The 14010-nt window shown below is 61.0% G+C and carries 12 protein-coding genes and 1 pseudogene; 8 read left to right on the top strand and 5 right to left on the bottom strand.

Features of this window, described 5'->3' with window-relative positions; all coding sequences use genetic code 11:
* Window positions 1-21: 21 nt before the first annotated feature.
* The 7 genes and pseudogenes from AC3WTM_RS02015 to gcvP all read left to right on the top strand — a co-directional run.
* Window positions 22-129: pseudogene (locus AC3WTM_RS02015) on the top strand (tetrameric acyl-CoA thioesterase); the annotation flags it as partial.
* A 9-nt stretch (window positions 130-138) separates the two neighbouring features.
* Window positions 139-1356, top strand: coding sequence for a 2-octaprenyl-3-methyl-6-methoxy-1,4-benzoquinol hydroxylase (locus AC3WTM_RS02010; RefSeq protein ID WP_173677970.1), 1218 nt, complete (start codon window positions 139-141; stop codon window positions 1354-1356).
* A 176-nt stretch (window positions 1357-1532) separates the two neighbouring features.
* The gene (locus AC3WTM_RS02005; protein WP_057712826.1) at window positions 1533-2537 is read left to right on the top strand and encodes an extracellular solute-binding protein; all 1005 of its coding nucleotides are present in this window, start codon (window positions 1533-1535) and stop codon (window positions 2535-2537) included.
* A 205-nt stretch (window positions 2538-2742) separates the two neighbouring features.
* A complete protein-coding gene (locus AC3WTM_RS02000; protein WP_102669328.1) occupies window positions 2743-4359 on the top strand; it encodes an ABC transporter permease in 1617 nt (538 codons plus the stop codon).
* A 156-nt stretch (window positions 4360-4515) separates the two neighbouring features.
* On the top strand, window positions 4516-5598 hold the full coding sequence (gene gcvT / locus AC3WTM_RS01995) for a glycine cleavage system aminomethyltransferase GcvT (protein ID WP_102669327.1): 1083 nt from the start codon (window positions 4516-4518) through the stop codon (window positions 5596-5598).
* A gap of 48 nt (window positions 5599-5646) precedes the next feature.
* Window positions 5647-6030 (top strand): glycine cleavage system protein GcvH, encoded by a 384-nt coding sequence (gcvH, locus tag AC3WTM_RS01990; RefSeq protein ID WP_102669326.1) that lies wholly within the window; start codon window positions 5647-5649, stop codon window positions 6028-6030.
* 243 nt (window positions 6031-6273) lie between these two features.
* Window positions 6274-9147, top strand: a complete 2874-nt coding sequence (gene gcvP, locus AC3WTM_RS01985) for an aminomethyl-transferring glycine dehydrogenase (RefSeq protein WP_102669325.1) — start codon at window positions 6274-6276, stop codon at window positions 9145-9147.
* Between the two features lie 134 nt (window positions 9148-9281).
* Here the strand turns inward: gcvP and AC3WTM_RS01980 are convergent, their stop codons facing one another.
* From AC3WTM_RS01980 to AC3WTM_RS01960, 5 genes are all read right to left on the bottom strand, one after another.
* On the bottom strand, window positions 9282-9599 hold the full coding sequence (locus AC3WTM_RS01980) for a DUF2388 domain-containing protein (RefSeq protein ID WP_057712831.1): 318 nt from the start codon (window positions 9597-9599) through the stop codon (window positions 9282-9284).
* Window positions 9600-9667: 68 nt separating this feature from the next.
* On the bottom strand, window positions 9668-10117 hold the full coding sequence (locus AC3WTM_RS01975; RefSeq protein WP_102669324.1) for an NfeD family protein: 450 nt from the start codon (window positions 10115-10117) through the stop codon (window positions 9668-9670).
* A gap of 8 nt (window positions 10118-10125) precedes the next feature.
* The gene (locus tag AC3WTM_RS01970; RefSeq protein WP_057712833.1) at window positions 10126-11046 is read right to left on the bottom strand and encodes an SPFH domain-containing protein; all 921 of its coding nucleotides are present in this window, start codon (window positions 11044-11046) and stop codon (window positions 10126-10128) included.
* An 84-nt stretch (window positions 11047-11130) separates the two neighbouring features.
* Window positions 11131-12915, bottom strand: a complete 1785-nt coding sequence (gene tfpB, locus AC3WTM_RS01965) for a type IV pilus assembly ATPase TfpB (RefSeq protein ID WP_102669323.1) — start codon at window positions 12913-12915, stop codon at window positions 11131-11133.
* Between the two features lie 90 nt (window positions 12916-13005).
* Window positions 13006-13344: an ACT-like domain-containing protein gene (locus AC3WTM_RS01960; RefSeq protein WP_102669322.1), complete on the bottom strand. Its 339-nt coding sequence runs from the start codon at window positions 13342-13344 to the stop codon at window positions 13006-13008.
* A 126-nt stretch (window positions 13345-13470) separates the two neighbouring features.
* Between AC3WTM_RS01960 and AC3WTM_RS01955 the strand changes: the two genes are divergently transcribed.
* Window positions 13471-13935 (top strand): Lrp/AsnC family transcriptional regulator, encoded by a 465-nt coding sequence (locus tag AC3WTM_RS01955; RefSeq protein ID WP_007978926.1) that lies wholly within the window; start codon window positions 13471-13473, stop codon window positions 13933-13935.
* Window positions 13936-14010 lie beyond the last annotated feature (75 nt).

Below are 14010 nucleotides of genomic sequence, written 5' to 3'. Positions count from 1 at the left end.
TTCGGCAAGGCGCGATTGATAAAATACCTGCCTTGCAGGTTCGACATTCATGACAGCGCCGGCCACTGGGTGGCGCGGGTCGGGAAAACCCTTTACGTGCGGCTCAAGCCGCAAGAGAGACAGGCTTAAAGCATGGAAATGCGCGCAGATCTGCTGATTGTCGGGGCCGGAATGGTCGGTAGCGCCCTGGCGCTGGCGTTGCAGGACAGCGGGCTTGAAATCCTGCTGCTGGACGGCAGCCCCATGAGCGTCAAACCGTTCAATGCTCAGGCAGCGTTTGAGCCGCGGGTGAGCGCCTTGTCGGCTGCCAGCCAGCGGATTCTCGAGCGCCTGGGCGTGTGGGATGGCATCGCCGGGAGGCGCAGCAGCCCCTACACCGACATGCAGGTCTGGGATGGCAGCGGCACAGGGCAAATCCACTTCTCGGCGGCCAGCGTGCATGCCGAGGTGCTGGGGCATATCGTCGAGAACCGCGTGGTCCAGGATGCCTTGCTTGAGCGCCTGCACGATTGCGACCTGGGGTTGCTGGCCAATGCTCGCCTGGAGCAGATGCGCCGCTCCGGCGATGACTGGCTGCTGACCCTGGCCGATGGCCGCACCCTGCGCGCGCCGCTGGTGATCGCGGCAGATGGCGCCAACTCGGCGGTGCGACGCCTGGCTGGAGTGGCGACCCGCGAATGGGATTATATGCACCATGCCATCGTCACCAGCGTGCGTTGCGCCAAACCGCATCAGATGACGGCGTGGCAGCGCTTCACCGACACCGGCCCGTTGGCGTTTCTACCCCTTGAGCGGGACGGCCAACAGGATTGGTGTTCGATCGTCTGGTCGACCACACCCGGCGAAGCCGAACGTCTGATGGCGATGGATGAGCAAGGTTTCTGCAAGGCATTGGAGCGGGCCTTTGAAGGTCGGCTCGGCGAAGTACTGAGCGCCGATCCGCGCCTGTGTGTGCCCCTGCGTCAGCGGCATGCCAAGCGGTATGTGGCTGAAGGCCTTGCATTGATCGGCGACGCGGCCCATACCATTCACCCGTTGGCCGGGCAGGGGGTGAATCTCGGATTCCTCGATGCCGCCGTGCTGGCCGAAGTGTTGCTGCAAGCGGCAACACGAGGCGAACGCCTGGCGGATGTGAAAGTCCTCAGCCGTTACGAGCGTCGACGCATGCCCCACAACCTGGCGCTGATGGCGGCGATGGAAGGCTTCGAGCGATTGTTCCAGGCCGATCCGTTGCCGGTGCGCTGGTTGCGTAATACCGGGTTGAAAATGGTGGAGAAGATGCCGGAAGCCAAGGCGTTGTTCGTGCGTGAAGCGCTGGGGTTGACCGGGGATTTACCGGCACTCGCCAAGGCCTGAGATTTTTGTTGAGGTTAAGGGCCCCTTCGCGAGCTTGCTCGCGATGTCGGCAGTTCAGCCACCCAATATTCCAGCTTGTGCAACATCTGGTAACTCCTCCGCAAGCGGGTTCGATTGAGAAGCTAAATGTGAGTCCTTATCATTTGTCCTCATTTTTCAATCGAGAGACCGCTCCCATGTTGGCACCGAAGCGTCTACTGACTGCACTGGCCTTGACCCTGATCGGCAGCACCGCCGCCCAGGCCGCTGACGAAGTGGTGGTCTACTCATCGCGAATCGACGAGCTGATCAAGCCAGTATTCGATGCCTACACCGCCAAGACCGGCGTGAAGGTGAAGTTCATCACCGACAAGGAAGCGCCGTTGATGCAGCGGCTCAAGGCCGAGGGCGCGAATACGCCGGCCGACCTGCTGCTCACCGTCGATGCCGGCAACCTCTGGCAAGCCGAGCAGATGGGCATCCTCCAGCCGTTCACCTCGAAAACCATCGACACCAATATTCCGCTGCAATACCGGGCAGCCTCTCACGCCTGGACTGGCCTGAGCCTGCGGGCGCGGACCATTGCCTACTCCACAGATCGGGTGAAACCGGGTGAACTGACCACCTACGAAGCGCTGGCCGACAAGCAATGGGAAGGCCGCCTGTGCCTGCGCACGGCGAAGAAGGTCTATAACCAGTCCCTGACCGCGACCATGATCGAAGTGCACGGCGCCGGGAAGACCGAGGAAATCCTCAAGGGCTGGGTCAGGAACCTGTCCACTGACGTGTTCTCCGACGACACCGCCGTGCTGGAAGCGATCAACGCCGGCCAGTGTGACGTCGGTATCGTCAACACCTACTACTACGGCCGCCTGCACAAGCAGAAGCCAGACTTGCCGGTGAAACTGTTCTGGCCGAACCAGGCTGACCGTGGCGTACACATCAACTTGTCGGGTATCGGCCTGACACAACACGCGCCACACCCGGAAGCGGCCAAGGCTCTGGTGGAGTGGATGACCACCCCTGAAGCGCAGAAAATCTTTGCCGACGTGAACCAGGAGTTCCCGGCGAATCCGGCCGTGCAGCCATCGGCTGAAGTCGCCGCATGGGGCAAGTTCATTGCTGATACCTTGCCCGTGGAAATCGCCGGCAAGCGCCAGGCTGAGGCGATTCGCATGATGGACAAGGCTGGCTGGAACTGAGCCAGCTGTTATGCTGCGCCCCGCCTAGGCGGGGCGTTTGTTTTTGCGTTACGCACCCCTGACGCTGTAGGAGCGAGTTTGCGCGCGATGAACGTCAGGGTGCCGCGGACCGTCAGGCTTCCCGCATTATCGTTGACGTTTTTCGCGAGCGAGCTCGCTCCTACCAGTGTCGATCTCATCCATTAGATAGTAGAGAACCAAGCCTGTGGCCCATCCCGCCCAACGCCGCTGGTATCCAGTCGTCTTCGCCATTGCTGCGCTGGTCCTGTTGCCCCTGAGCGTGTTGCTGCTGTCCTGGCAAACCATCGATCAACAGATCTGGTCTCATCTCTGGGACACGCAGATGCCGCGTTTGCTGGGTAATACCCTGACCCTGGTGCTAGGCGTCGGTGTCGGCGTGACAGTCCTGGGTGTCAGCCTGGCCTGGCTTACCAGCCTTTGCGAATTCCCCGGTCGGCGCTGGCTGGACTGGGCATTGATGCTGCCCTTCGCGATCCCTGCGTATGTGCTGGCCTTCGTCTTCGTCGGCCTGCTGGATTTTGCCGGCCCCGTGCAAACCCTGCTGCGCGAGTGGTTTGGCAGTGGCCTGCGGCTGCCGCGCGTGCGCTCCACGGGTGGCGTGATCGTCGTGCTCGTGCTGGTTTTCTATCCCTATGTTTACCTGCTGGCCCGCACAGCCTTCCTTGCCCAGGGCAAAGGCCTGATGGAAGCCGCGCGGGTCCTTGGCCAATCGCCCTGGCAAGCGTTCTGGCGGGTGGCATTGCCCATGGCGCGACCAGCCATCGGTGCGGGTGTGGCATTGGCACTGATGGAAACCCTGGCGGACTTCGGCGCAGTGTCGGTGTTCAACTTCGATACCTTCACCACAGCCATCTACAAGACCTGGTACGGTTTTTTCAGCCTGTCGTCCGCCGCGCAACTGGCCAGCCTGTTACTGCTGGTGGTGATGCTCGTGCTCTACGGCGAACGGCGTGCCCGTGGGGCGAACCGGGCGAGTAACGAGCGACCACGGGTCAAGGCGCTGTATCACCTGCGAGGCGTCAAGGCACTGGCGGCCACGATGTGGTGCTGCCTGGTGTTCGCCTGTGCTTTCGTTATCCCGATGCTGCAATTGGTGGTGTGGTTCTGGCTGCGTGGGCGCTTCGATCTCGACGAGCGCTACACCGGGTTGATCGTCCATACCTTGTACCTGGGGGCGATGGCGGCGTTGATCACCGTCAGTGTCGCCTTGTTACTGGCGTTTGCCCGACGACTGGCGCCCACACCGGTCATTCGTTCCGGGGTCAGTCTGGCCAACCTCGGCTACGCCTTGCCCGGTTCGGTGCTGGCGGTGTCGATCATGCTCGCGTTCAGTTACCTGGACCGCGAACTGGTGATCCCGCTCTCGAGTTGGCTCGGTGGTGCGGGCAAGCCGCTGCTGCTGGGCAGCCTGTCGGCATTGTTGCTGGCCTATCTGGTGCGTTTCATTGCGGTGGCTTACGGACCGCTGGAAAGCAGCCTGGCGCGTATACGGCCATCTTTGCCCGAAGCGGCACGTAGCCTTGGCGTCAGTGGGCCACGACTGTTTTTCAAAGTGTATCTGCCATTATTGCTACCCGGCACGTTGAGCGCCGCACTGCTGGTGTTCGTCGATGTGCTCAAGGAAATGCCCGCAACCTTGCTGATGCGCCCGTTTGGCTGGGACACGCTGGCGGTGCGAATATTCGAAATGACCAGCGAAGGCGAATGGGCGCGGGCGTCTTTGCCGGCATTGACTCTGGTGCTGGTCGGGCTGTTACCGGTCATCGGATTGATCCGACGCTCAGCACATCGAAACAGCTAGGTGTCAGTCCTACACCTTGCGGCTACAATGCGCGGCATTCGGTGCGGTCCGTCTGACAGACCAGGTAGCTGAAATCGGCTGAAGGCCCTTTATTTCAAGGTATTCAGTCCGTGCAGCACCAGCCCGCACCTTCGCCACGCCCGGAAGGAGAAACCCATGGGACAGCGTACGCCTCTGTATGACCTTCATCTCGCACTTGGCGCGAAGATGGTCGATTTTGGCGGTTGGGACATGCCTCTGCATTATGGATCGCAGGTCGAGGAGCACCATCAGGTGCGCCGCGATTGCGGTGTCTTCGATGTATCCCACATGACCGTAATCGATGTCGGTGGCGCCCAGGCAAAAGCCTGGCTCCGGCATTTGCTGGCCAATGATGTCGAACGCCTGCACAGCCCCGGCCGTGCGTTGTACAGCACCATGCTCAACGAGCAGGGCGGGATTGTCGACGACATGATCGTCTACCGTCTCGATGAGGGTTATCGCCTGGTGGTCAACGCTTCCACCCGCGATCAGGACATGGCCTGGATGCAAGCGCATCTCGACGGTTTCGATGTGCAACTTCGCGAGCGTTCCGAGTTGGCGATGCTGGCCATCCAGGGCCCCCACGCCCGGCAGAAAATTGCCGAACTGGTCAGTCAGTCCCGCGGCAACCTGATCCAGCTCCTCAAGCCTTTCGAAGGCCTGTCCGATGGTGACTGGTTCATCGCACGCACCGGTTATACCGGCGAAGACGGCCTGGAAATCATTCTGCCGGCCGATCAGGCGCCAGGCTTTTTCAACGATCTGGTCGGCGCCGGGATTTCTCCCATCGGCCTTGGCGCGCGGGATACCTTGCGGGTCGAAGCCGGCATGAATCTTTACGGTCAGGATATCCAGCAGGATATTTCACCCTTGGCCTCCAATATGGCCTGGACCATTGCCTGGGAACCTGCCACCCGGCAGTTCATCGGGCGCAAGGCGCTGGAAGCCGAGCAGGCTGCCGGTGTACAGCAAAAACTGGTCGGTCTGGTCCTTGAGGAACGCGGTGTTTTGCGCGCTCATCAGGTGGTCCGCATCGCCGATGTTGGCGAAGGGGAGATCACCAGTGGTAGTTTCTCTCCTACGCTAAGCAAGTCGATTGCACTGGCGCGCGTGCCGATGGCAACAGCCGACCGCGCTGAAGTGGAAATCCGTGGCAAGTGGTACCCGGTCCGGGTGGTCAAACCGACCTTCGTACGCCACGGCAAAACCTTGATCTAATCTTTTCTGGCGGACATGACCGCCGACCATTTCCTGAGGACACAGAACATGAGCGATATCCCTGCCGACCTGCGTTTTGCCGAAAGTCACGAATGGGCACGTCTGGAAGCCGATGGCACCGTCACCGTGGGCATCAGCGATCACGCGCAGGAAGCGCTGGGTGACGTGGTGTTTGTCGAGCTGACTGAGGTCGGCAACGTGTTTGCTGCCGGTGATCAGTCGGGTGTCGTTGAATCGGTCAAAGCCGCTTCCGACATTTATGCACCGATCAGCGGTGAAGTGATCGCGGTCAATGAAGCGCTGAGCGCTGAGCCTGAGCTGCTCAACTCCGATCCGTACGGTGCGTGGATCTTCAAGCTCAAGCCAAGCGACTCCGCCGAGCTGGAAAAACTGCTGGATGCCGCTGGCTACAAGGCCGCCATCGGCGAATAAGTCTTCAGCGTCATCCAAAGCCCCGACTCGTCGGGGCTTTTTGTTGTCTGGCGAATTTCCCTTGTCGGAGCGAGCTTGTTCCGGGCGGCGTTCCGACGATGGTCGTTAACGATAACGCTGCAACCTGAGACCCCGCGGCGCGCTCGGGGGGCATCGCGAGCAAGCTCGCTCCTACAGAGTGGCTGCTATGCTGGTTTGACCGTGTTGCATCGACGCTGAGCGCCAGTCAAGAGAGAGCCCGTCATGTCCCAATTGCCGTCCCTGAGCCAGTTACGCGACCCCAATGCCTTTCTACGCCGCCACCTCGGGCCCGATGCCGCCGAGCAACAGGCGATGCTCGACAGCCTTGGCCTGGGCAGTCGGGTCGAATTGATCGAGCAGACGGTGCCGCCGGGCATCCGCCTCAACCGGGCGCTGGACCTGCCCCCGGCACTCGATGAAGAGGCCGCGCTGGCCAAGCTGCGCGGTTATGCCGAGCAGAATCAGGTCTGGACCAGCCTGATCGGCATGGGCTACCACGGCACCCTCACACCGGGGGTCATTCTGCGTAATGTGCTGGAAAATCCCGGCTGGTACACCGCTTACACACCTTATCAGCCAGAGATCGCCCAAGGGCGGCTCGAGGCCCTGCTGAACTTCCAGCAGCTGACTATCGACCTGACCGGCCTGGAGCTGGCCAATGCCTCGCTGCTCGATGAAGCCACCGCCGCGGCGGAGGCCATGGCCCTGGCCAAGCGGGTCGCCAAGTCCAAAAGCAACCTGTTCTTTGTAGACGAAAACTGCCACCCGCAAACCATTTCCGTGGTGCAGACCCGTGCTGAGGGTTTCGGCTTCGAGCTGATCGTCGACACTGTGGATAACTTGAAGCGGCACCAGGTGTTCGGCGCGCTGCTGCAATACCCTGACACCCACGGTGAAATCCACGACCTGCGACCGCTGATTGATCACCTGCACGCGCAACAGGCCCTGGCCTGTGTCGCCACGGATTTGCTGAGCCTGTTGTTGTTGACTCCGCCGGGTGAACTGGGTGCCGATGTGGTGTTCGGCTCGTCCCAGCGATTTGGTGTGCCCATGGGCTACGGCGGGCCTCATGCAGCATTTTTTGCCAGCCGCGATGAATACAAGCGTGCGATTCCCGGGCGGATCATCGGTGTTTCGAAAGATGCGCGGGGCAACACTGCCCTGCGCATGGCCCTGCAAACCCGCGAGCAACACATCCGCCGGGAGAAGGCCAACTCCAACATCTGCACGGCCCAGGTGCTGCTGGCCAATATCGCCAGTTTCTATGCGGTCTACCACGGCCCCGAAGGGCTCAAGCGAATTGCCCAGCGGGTTCATCGGCTGACCTGCATCCTTGCCGCCGGGCTTGAACGCAACGGTATCACCCGGGTCAACCGGCACTTCTTCGACACCTTGACGCTGGAAGTCGGCGGAGCCCCGACCGCGATCATCGAAAGTGCCCGGGCCGCACAGATCAACCTGCGCATTCTCGGGCGCGGCCAGCTGGGCTTGAGCCTGGACGAGGCCTGCGACGAAGGCACAGTGGCGAAGCTATTTGATGTGTTCCTGGGGGCCGACCACGGGCTCAGCGTCGATGACCTGGATGCCGAGGACTTGCCTGGCGGAATTCCCGAAAGGCTGGTGCGAACTTCGCCTTATCTGCGTCACCCCGTGTTCAGCGCCCATCACAGCGAAACCGAGATGCTGCGCTACCTCAAGCAACTGGAAAACAAGGACCTGGCGCTCAATCAATCGATGATCCCGCTGGGCTCCTGCACCATGAAGCTCAATGCCACCAGCGAGATGATCCCGATTACCTGGCCGCAGTTCGCTAACCTGCACCCGTTCGTGCCCAAGGAACAGGCCGCCGGTTATGGGCTGATGATCGAAGAACTGGAGCGCTGGTTGTGCGCGATCACCGGTTTCGACGCGATCTGCATGCAACCCAACTCCGGCGCCCAGGGCGAATACGCTGGGCTGCTGGCGATCCGCAAATACCATGAGAGCCGGCAACAGGGCGGCCGTGATATCTGCCTGATTCCTTCGTCGGCTCACGGCACCAATCCCGCGTCAGCGCAAATGGCCGGGATGCGCGTGGTGATCGTCGAGTGCGACGAGGCGGGCAACGTCGACCTGGATGACCTCAAGGAAAAAGCCTCGCAGGCCGCCGAAAAACTCGCTTGCCTGATGGCGACCTACCCTTCGACTCATGGTGTGTATGAGGAAGGCATCAGCGAAATCTGTGAGGTGATCCACCAGCACGGGGGGCAGGTGTACATGGATGGCGCCAACCTCAACGCTCAGGTCGGGTTGGCGCGGCCGGCCGATATTGGTGCCGATGTCTCGCACATGAACCTGCACAAGACCTTCTGCATCCCCCATGGTGGTGGTGGGCCGGGCATGGGGCCGATTGGTGTTCGGGCACATCTGGCGCCGTTCGTGGCCAACCATCCGGTGGTGCCAATCGACGGGCCACACCCGCAAAATGGCGCCGTCAGCGCAGCGCCTTGGGGCAGCGCAAGCATTTTGCCGATCAGCTGGATGTACATCGCCATGATGGGGCCGCAACTGGCGGACGCCAGCGAAGTGGCGATCCTGGCCGCGAATTACCTGGCACGGAATTTGTCCGGTGCTTTCCCGGTGCTCTATACCGGGCGCAACGAACGGGTGGCCCACGAATGCATCCTCGACCTGCGACCGCTCAAGGCGTTGACCGGCATTACCGAGGAGGACGTGGCCAAGCGTCTGATGGATTACGGCTTCCATGCCCCGACCATGTCGTTTCCCGTGCCGGGGACGCTGATGGTCGAACCGACCGAAAGTGAATCGAAGGCGGAGCTGGACCGGTTCATCGGGGCGATGTTGAGCATCCGCGCGGAAATCAATGAGGTGCAGAACGGTAATTGGCCGGCTGAGGAAAACCCGTTGAAAGGTGCGCCGCATACGTTGGCCGATATCACCGGCGTGTGGGAACGACCGTACAGTATCGTGCAAGCGGTCACGCCGGACGCGCACACCAAGGCTCACAAATACTGGCCGGTGGTGAACCGGGTGGACAACGTGTATGGGGACCGGAACCTGTTTTGTGCGTGTGTGCCGGTGGACGACTACCGCTGACTTCCCAGGTTGTACATAACCCCTGTGGGAGCGAGCAAGCTCGCTCCCACAGGGGCGGCTCGGTGAACATGAGATTTGCGTTCGCCAGGCAAAAAAATGCCGCTCAATTGAGCGGCATTTTTCATTCGCAACGCTTATTCCGAAGCCACGGCATTCTTCGCCAGGATCGCGTTCGCCAGTTCCATGTCCGTGGCTTGCAGGCCCGGGTTTTCGGCGCGGACCTTCTGCATGGCCGCTTCCAGGTACGGACCGCGGATACCGCCGTCACTGGCGACGAAGCTGCTGGCATCGTCCTGGGCCGCGACGACCAGCTTGTTATCCTTGGATGTCAGATAGCTCGAACCGGTGGTTGCACCGGACGTAAGAACGTTACGCCAAAAAGTATCGGCCATCGCCGAACCGACAGGCAGGGACAACAGCGCGACGGTAGCGACAGCAAGTTTGAAACGCATGACAAGGTGACTCCACTGGGTTGAGTACGCGGTTGGATTGCCAACCCCCAATCGAGTTCCGTGGTCGCTTAATCCGCCGCTTCGACCAGCAGGATGGCGCCTTGCTGGCCGACCACCCGCACGCGGTTGCCAGTGGCTGTGTCCGGCCCGCGGGCCATCCATACACCGTCAGCCACCTTGATCTTGCCGCGACCGTCGACAATCGCTTCATGCACCACGAAGGTTTTGCCGATGAGTTCCTGGCCGCGCAGATTCAGGTGCGGCTGATCACTCGGACGCATTGCCGTGCGCTGACGCCGCCACCAGTACAACGCGGTGGTGATCGACAGCAGGCCGAACAACAGAAACTGCCATTCCCAGGACAGGTCCGGCATCAGGAAGGTCAAGACGCCCACGGCTGCCGCGGCCATGCCGATCCAGAGCAGATAACCGCCGGCGCCGAACACTTCGAGAATCAACAGCACCGTGCCCAGCGCCAACCAGTCCCAGAACGAAAGATGCTGCAAAAATGCCCACATGACGCGCCTCAGGCTTTCTTGTTATCGAAAGTGGCCTTGACGATTTCGCCAATGCCGCCCACCGCGCCGATCATCGAACTGGCCTCCAGTGGCATCAGGATCACCTTGCTGTTGTTGGCCGAGGATAACTTGCCCAGCGCATCGATGTACTTCTGCGCCACGAAGTAGTTCACCGCCTGCACGTTGCCGCTGGCGATGGCTTCGGACACGACTTTAGTGGCCTGGGCTTCTGCCGCGGCTTGCCGCTCGCGGGCTTCGGCTTCCAGGAATGCGGCCTGGCGACTGCCTTCGGCTTCGAGGATCTGCGCCTGCTTCTTGCCTTCGGCGGTCAGGATCGCTGCGGCGCGCAGGCCCTCGGCCTCGAGGATCTGCGCACGCTTGATTCGCTCGGCTTTCATCTGCCCCGACATCGCCGCCATCAGGTCGGCGGGCGGGCTGATGTCCTTGATCTCGATCCGGGTGATCTTGATGCCCCAAGGCGCGGTCGCTTCGTCGACGGTGCGCAGCAGTTTTTCGTTGATCCCGTCACGCTGGCTGAGCATGGCGTCGAGTTCCATCGAGCCGAGCACGGTGCGGATGTTGGTTTGCAGCAGGTTGCGGATGGCGTGTTCGAGGTTGTTGACCTCGTAGGCCGCCTGGGCGGTGTTGACCACCTGGAAGAAGCACACGGCGTCGATCTGCACCGTGGCGTTGTCGGCGGTGATGACTTCCTGTGGCGGAATATCCAGCACGCTTTCCATCACATTCATCTTGCGGCCGATGCGGTCCATGACCGGAATGATGACGTTCAGCCCCGGCTTGAGCGTGTTGGTGTAGCGACCGAAACGCTCGACTGTCCATTCAAAGCCTTGGGGCACGACCTTGAAACCCATGAACAGAATGGCGACCACCAGGCCGACAAAAAGCAAAAGCACACTACCGATCTGCATAACGATTCCTTGTTGATGTGTGGATCTGTGGAGTTGCAATGGCTGAAGTGTAGCTGTGCCGATGCCGGATCAGTACAGCCAGGCTCAGTTCTGCTCGCTCTGGGGAGTCACGCGCAGAATCTCCTCGATAGTCGTCAGCCCGGCGGCGACCTTTTGCGCTCCTGACAACCGCAGGCTGCGCATGCCCTCCTTGAATGCCTGGCGCCGCACGGCCAGCAGATCGGTGTCGGGACTGATCAACGCCTTGATGCCATCGCTCAGTTGCATGATTTCGTAGACCCCGGCGCGACCGCGATAACCGGTATCGCGGCATTCCACGCAACCGATGGCACGCTGGGCATTGGCCGGCAACGGTGCTTGCCAGGGGCGGGTAAGGGTTTGCCAGTCGTCTTCGCCCAGCGTCAGCGGCGCCTTGCAGTGCGGGCACAGGGTTCGTACCAGTCGCTGGGCCATGACGCCAAGCACTGTGGCCTTGATCAGGTAATGCGGCACGCCGAGCTCCAGAAGACGGCTGATGGCGCTGGGCGCGTCATTGGTGTGCAGGGTCGACAGCACCAGGTGCCCGGTGAGCGCCGCCTGGATTGCCATTTCCGCGGTTTCGAGGTCGCGTATCTCGCCGATCATGATGATGTCCGGGTCTTGCCGCATCAGCGCGCGCACACCAGCGGCGAAGGTCAGGTCGATGTTGTGCTGGACCTGCATCTGGTTGAACGCCGGTTCGACCATTTCAATCGGGTCTTCGATGGTGCAGAGGTTGACCTCCGGCGTCGCCAGTTTTTTCAGGGTGGTGTAGAGGGTGGTGGTCTTGCCCGAGCCCGTCGGCCCGGTGACGAGGATGATGCCGTGGGGCTGGCGGGTCATGTCTTGCCAGCGGCGCAGGTCGTCGGCGGAGAAACCAAGCTGGTCGAAGTCCTTGAGCAATACTTCCGGATCGAAGATCCGCATGACCATTTTTTCGCCGAAAGCCGTGGGCAGTGTCGACAAACGCAATTCGACTTCACCGCCGTCCGGAGTCTTGGTTTTCACCCGGCCGTCCTGGGGTTTGCGTTTCTCCGCGACGTTCATGCGCCCCAGGGTTTTCAGGCGACTGACGATGGCCATGGTGACCTGGGGCGGGAATTGATAGACGTTGTGCAGCACGCCGTCGATGCGAAAGCGCACCGTGCCTTGCTCGCGCCGGGGCTCGATATGGATGTCGCTGGCGCGTTGCTGGAACGCGTACTGGAACAGCCAGTCGACGATATTGACGATGTGAGCGTCGTTGGCGTCCGGCTCCTGGTCGCTGGCGCCGAGGTTGAGCAGTTGTTCGAAATTGCCGAGGGTACTGACTTGCGGTTCGGCGCTGTTCGCCCCGGTGACCGATTTGGCCAGGCGGAAGAATTCGACGCTCAAGCGCTGGATGTCCACGGGGTTGGCCACCACACGCTTGATCGGCAATTTGAGCACGTGGGTCAGGTCAGCCTCCCAGCCGCTGACATATGGCTGGGCGCTGGCCACGGTTACCGCCTCGCGGTCGATTGCTACCGCGAGGATCTTGTGGCGCTGGGCGAAGGCATAGGACATCAGCGGGGTCACGGCCGCGACATTGATTTTCAGTGGGTCGATGCGCAGGTAAGGCTGGCCGGCCTGCCGGGACAACCACAGCGTCAGGCTTTCGAGGTCCAGCGGTTTGCCGGGGCGGCTGAGATCGTCCAGCTGTTGGCTGGCAATGAACTCCAGCGGATGCATCTGCCCAAGGGAGGCGTTGCGGCGGCGAGCATTGAGTGCGTGTTCGGCCGAGTCCTGGCTGATAAAGCCCTGGGCGACAAGTTCGCGCAGTAGATCATTGAGATCCAGCCAGCGGTCCTGAAGGGCGATTTGTACGGACATGCGGGCTCCTTTTGAACGACAGTGCGCAAAGGATAGCCGTGGCTCGGCTGACCGCTGGGCCACTACCTGACAAAGCCGTTTCGGAGTTTTTCAGCCCGCCGCTTGAACCGCTTCGGTCCATGGGGCATCAGCTTCTTGCAGCTCCACCGAGCAGACGCTGATCAGGTTGCGAAGTTTTTCCGCAATCACCTGCGCGCGGTGCCAGCTCAAACCGTCGATGACAACTTCGATGGTCAACCAGTCGTCCAGGCGCTGCGCGTTGACCTGCTCCGGCGTGAGCAATTGCAGGGCGAACAGATTGAGGGCGCGACACAGCAGGTCCGGTTCAGCCTCGGCCGTCATTTGATAGCGAACCCGGCAATGGGCGTTGCCGACGTTCCAGACATCGGCGCGGGCAGGTGGGGTGTTCACGGTTTCGAGATACGGCATGGTCAGGCTCCAGAATCATTGGAGAAATGTTTACATCCTGTGCCGGGTATTTCTTCTCTATGATTGGCTGTATTGCAGAAATGAAGAATAAATCAATTCACTTATTACGCGGTTAAGGGTTTTTTTATGCATAGCGAACTGGACAGCTACGACCGCAAGATCCTCGCCTTGCTGCAAGAGGACGCTTCGCTTTCCAGTGCACAGATCGCCGAGCAGGTGGGGCTCTCGCAATCGCCGTGCTGGCGGCGGATTCAGCGGATGAAAGAGGAGGGCATCATTCGCGGCCAGGTGACCTTGCTCGACCGCAAGAAAATCGGCCTGAACACGCAGATCTTCGCTGAGGTGAAACTCAATGCCCACGGGCGTTCGAACTTCACTGAATTCACCGAGGCGATTCGCGGCTTTCCGGAGGTGCTGGAGTGTTACGTGCTGATGGGGGCGGTGGATTTCTTGCTGCGGATTGTCACGGCGGATATCGAAGCGTACGAGCGCTTCTTCTTCGAGAAGCTGTCGATGGTGCCGGGGATTCAGGAGGTCAATTCGATCGTGGCGTTGTCGGAGATCAAGTCGACCACCAGTTTGCCAGTCTGAAATTTTGCGGTGACTATGCCGGCCTCATCGCGAGCAAGCTCGCTCCCACAAGGACCGCATAAATCCTGTGGGAGC

The sequence above is a fragment of the Pseudomonas sp. EU05-FHT14B02 genome (genome assembly GCF_058791055.1).
The sequence above is the reverse complement of the archived record's forward strand: the minus strand, read 5'-3'. Positions and strand labels throughout refer to the sequence as shown.

Bases quoted from the DNA above. Each gene is read 5' to 3' on its own strand.
- AC3WTM_RS01975 (WP_102669324.1), bottom strand. From the start codon at position 10,117: ATGTGGGCATTTTTGCAGCATCTTTCGTTCTGGGACTGGTTGGCGCTG.
- tfpB (WP_102669323.1), bottom strand. From the start codon at position 12,915: ATGTCCGTACAAATCGCCCTTCAGGACCGCTGGCTGGATCTCAATGAT.
- AC3WTM_RS01955 (WP_007978926.1), top strand. From the start codon at position 13,471: ATGCATAGCGAACTGGACAGCTACGACCGCAAGATCCTCGCCTTGCTG.
- AC3WTM_RS01960 (WP_102669322.1), bottom strand. From the start codon at position 13,344: ATGCCGTATCTCGAAACCGTGAACACCCCACCTGCCCGCGCCGATGTC.
- AC3WTM_RS02005 (WP_057712826.1), top strand. From the start codon at position 1,533: ATGTTGGCACCGAAGCGTCTACTGACTGCACTGGCCTTGACCCTGATC.
- AC3WTM_RS01980 (WP_057712831.1), bottom strand. From the start codon at position 9,599: ATGCGTTTCAAACTTGCTGTCGCTACCGTCGCGCTGTTGTCCCTGCCT.
- gcvT (WP_102669327.1), top strand. From the start codon at position 4,516: ATGGGACAGCGTACGCCTCTGTATGACCTTCATCTCGCACTTGGCGCG.
- gcvP (WP_102669325.1), top strand. From the start codon at position 6,274: ATGTCCCAATTGCCGTCCCTGAGCCAGTTACGCGACCCCAATGCCTTT.
- gcvH (WP_102669326.1), top strand. From the start codon at position 5,647: ATGAGCGATATCCCTGCCGACCTGCGTTTTGCCGAAAGTCACGAATGG.
- AC3WTM_RS01970 (WP_057712833.1), bottom strand. From the start codon at position 11,046: ATGCAGATCGGTAGTGTGCTTTTGCTTTTTGTCGGCCTGGTGGTCGCC.
- AC3WTM_RS02010 (WP_173677970.1), top strand. From the start codon at position 139: ATGCGCGCAGATCTGCTGATTGTCGGGGCCGGAATGGTCGGTAGCGCC.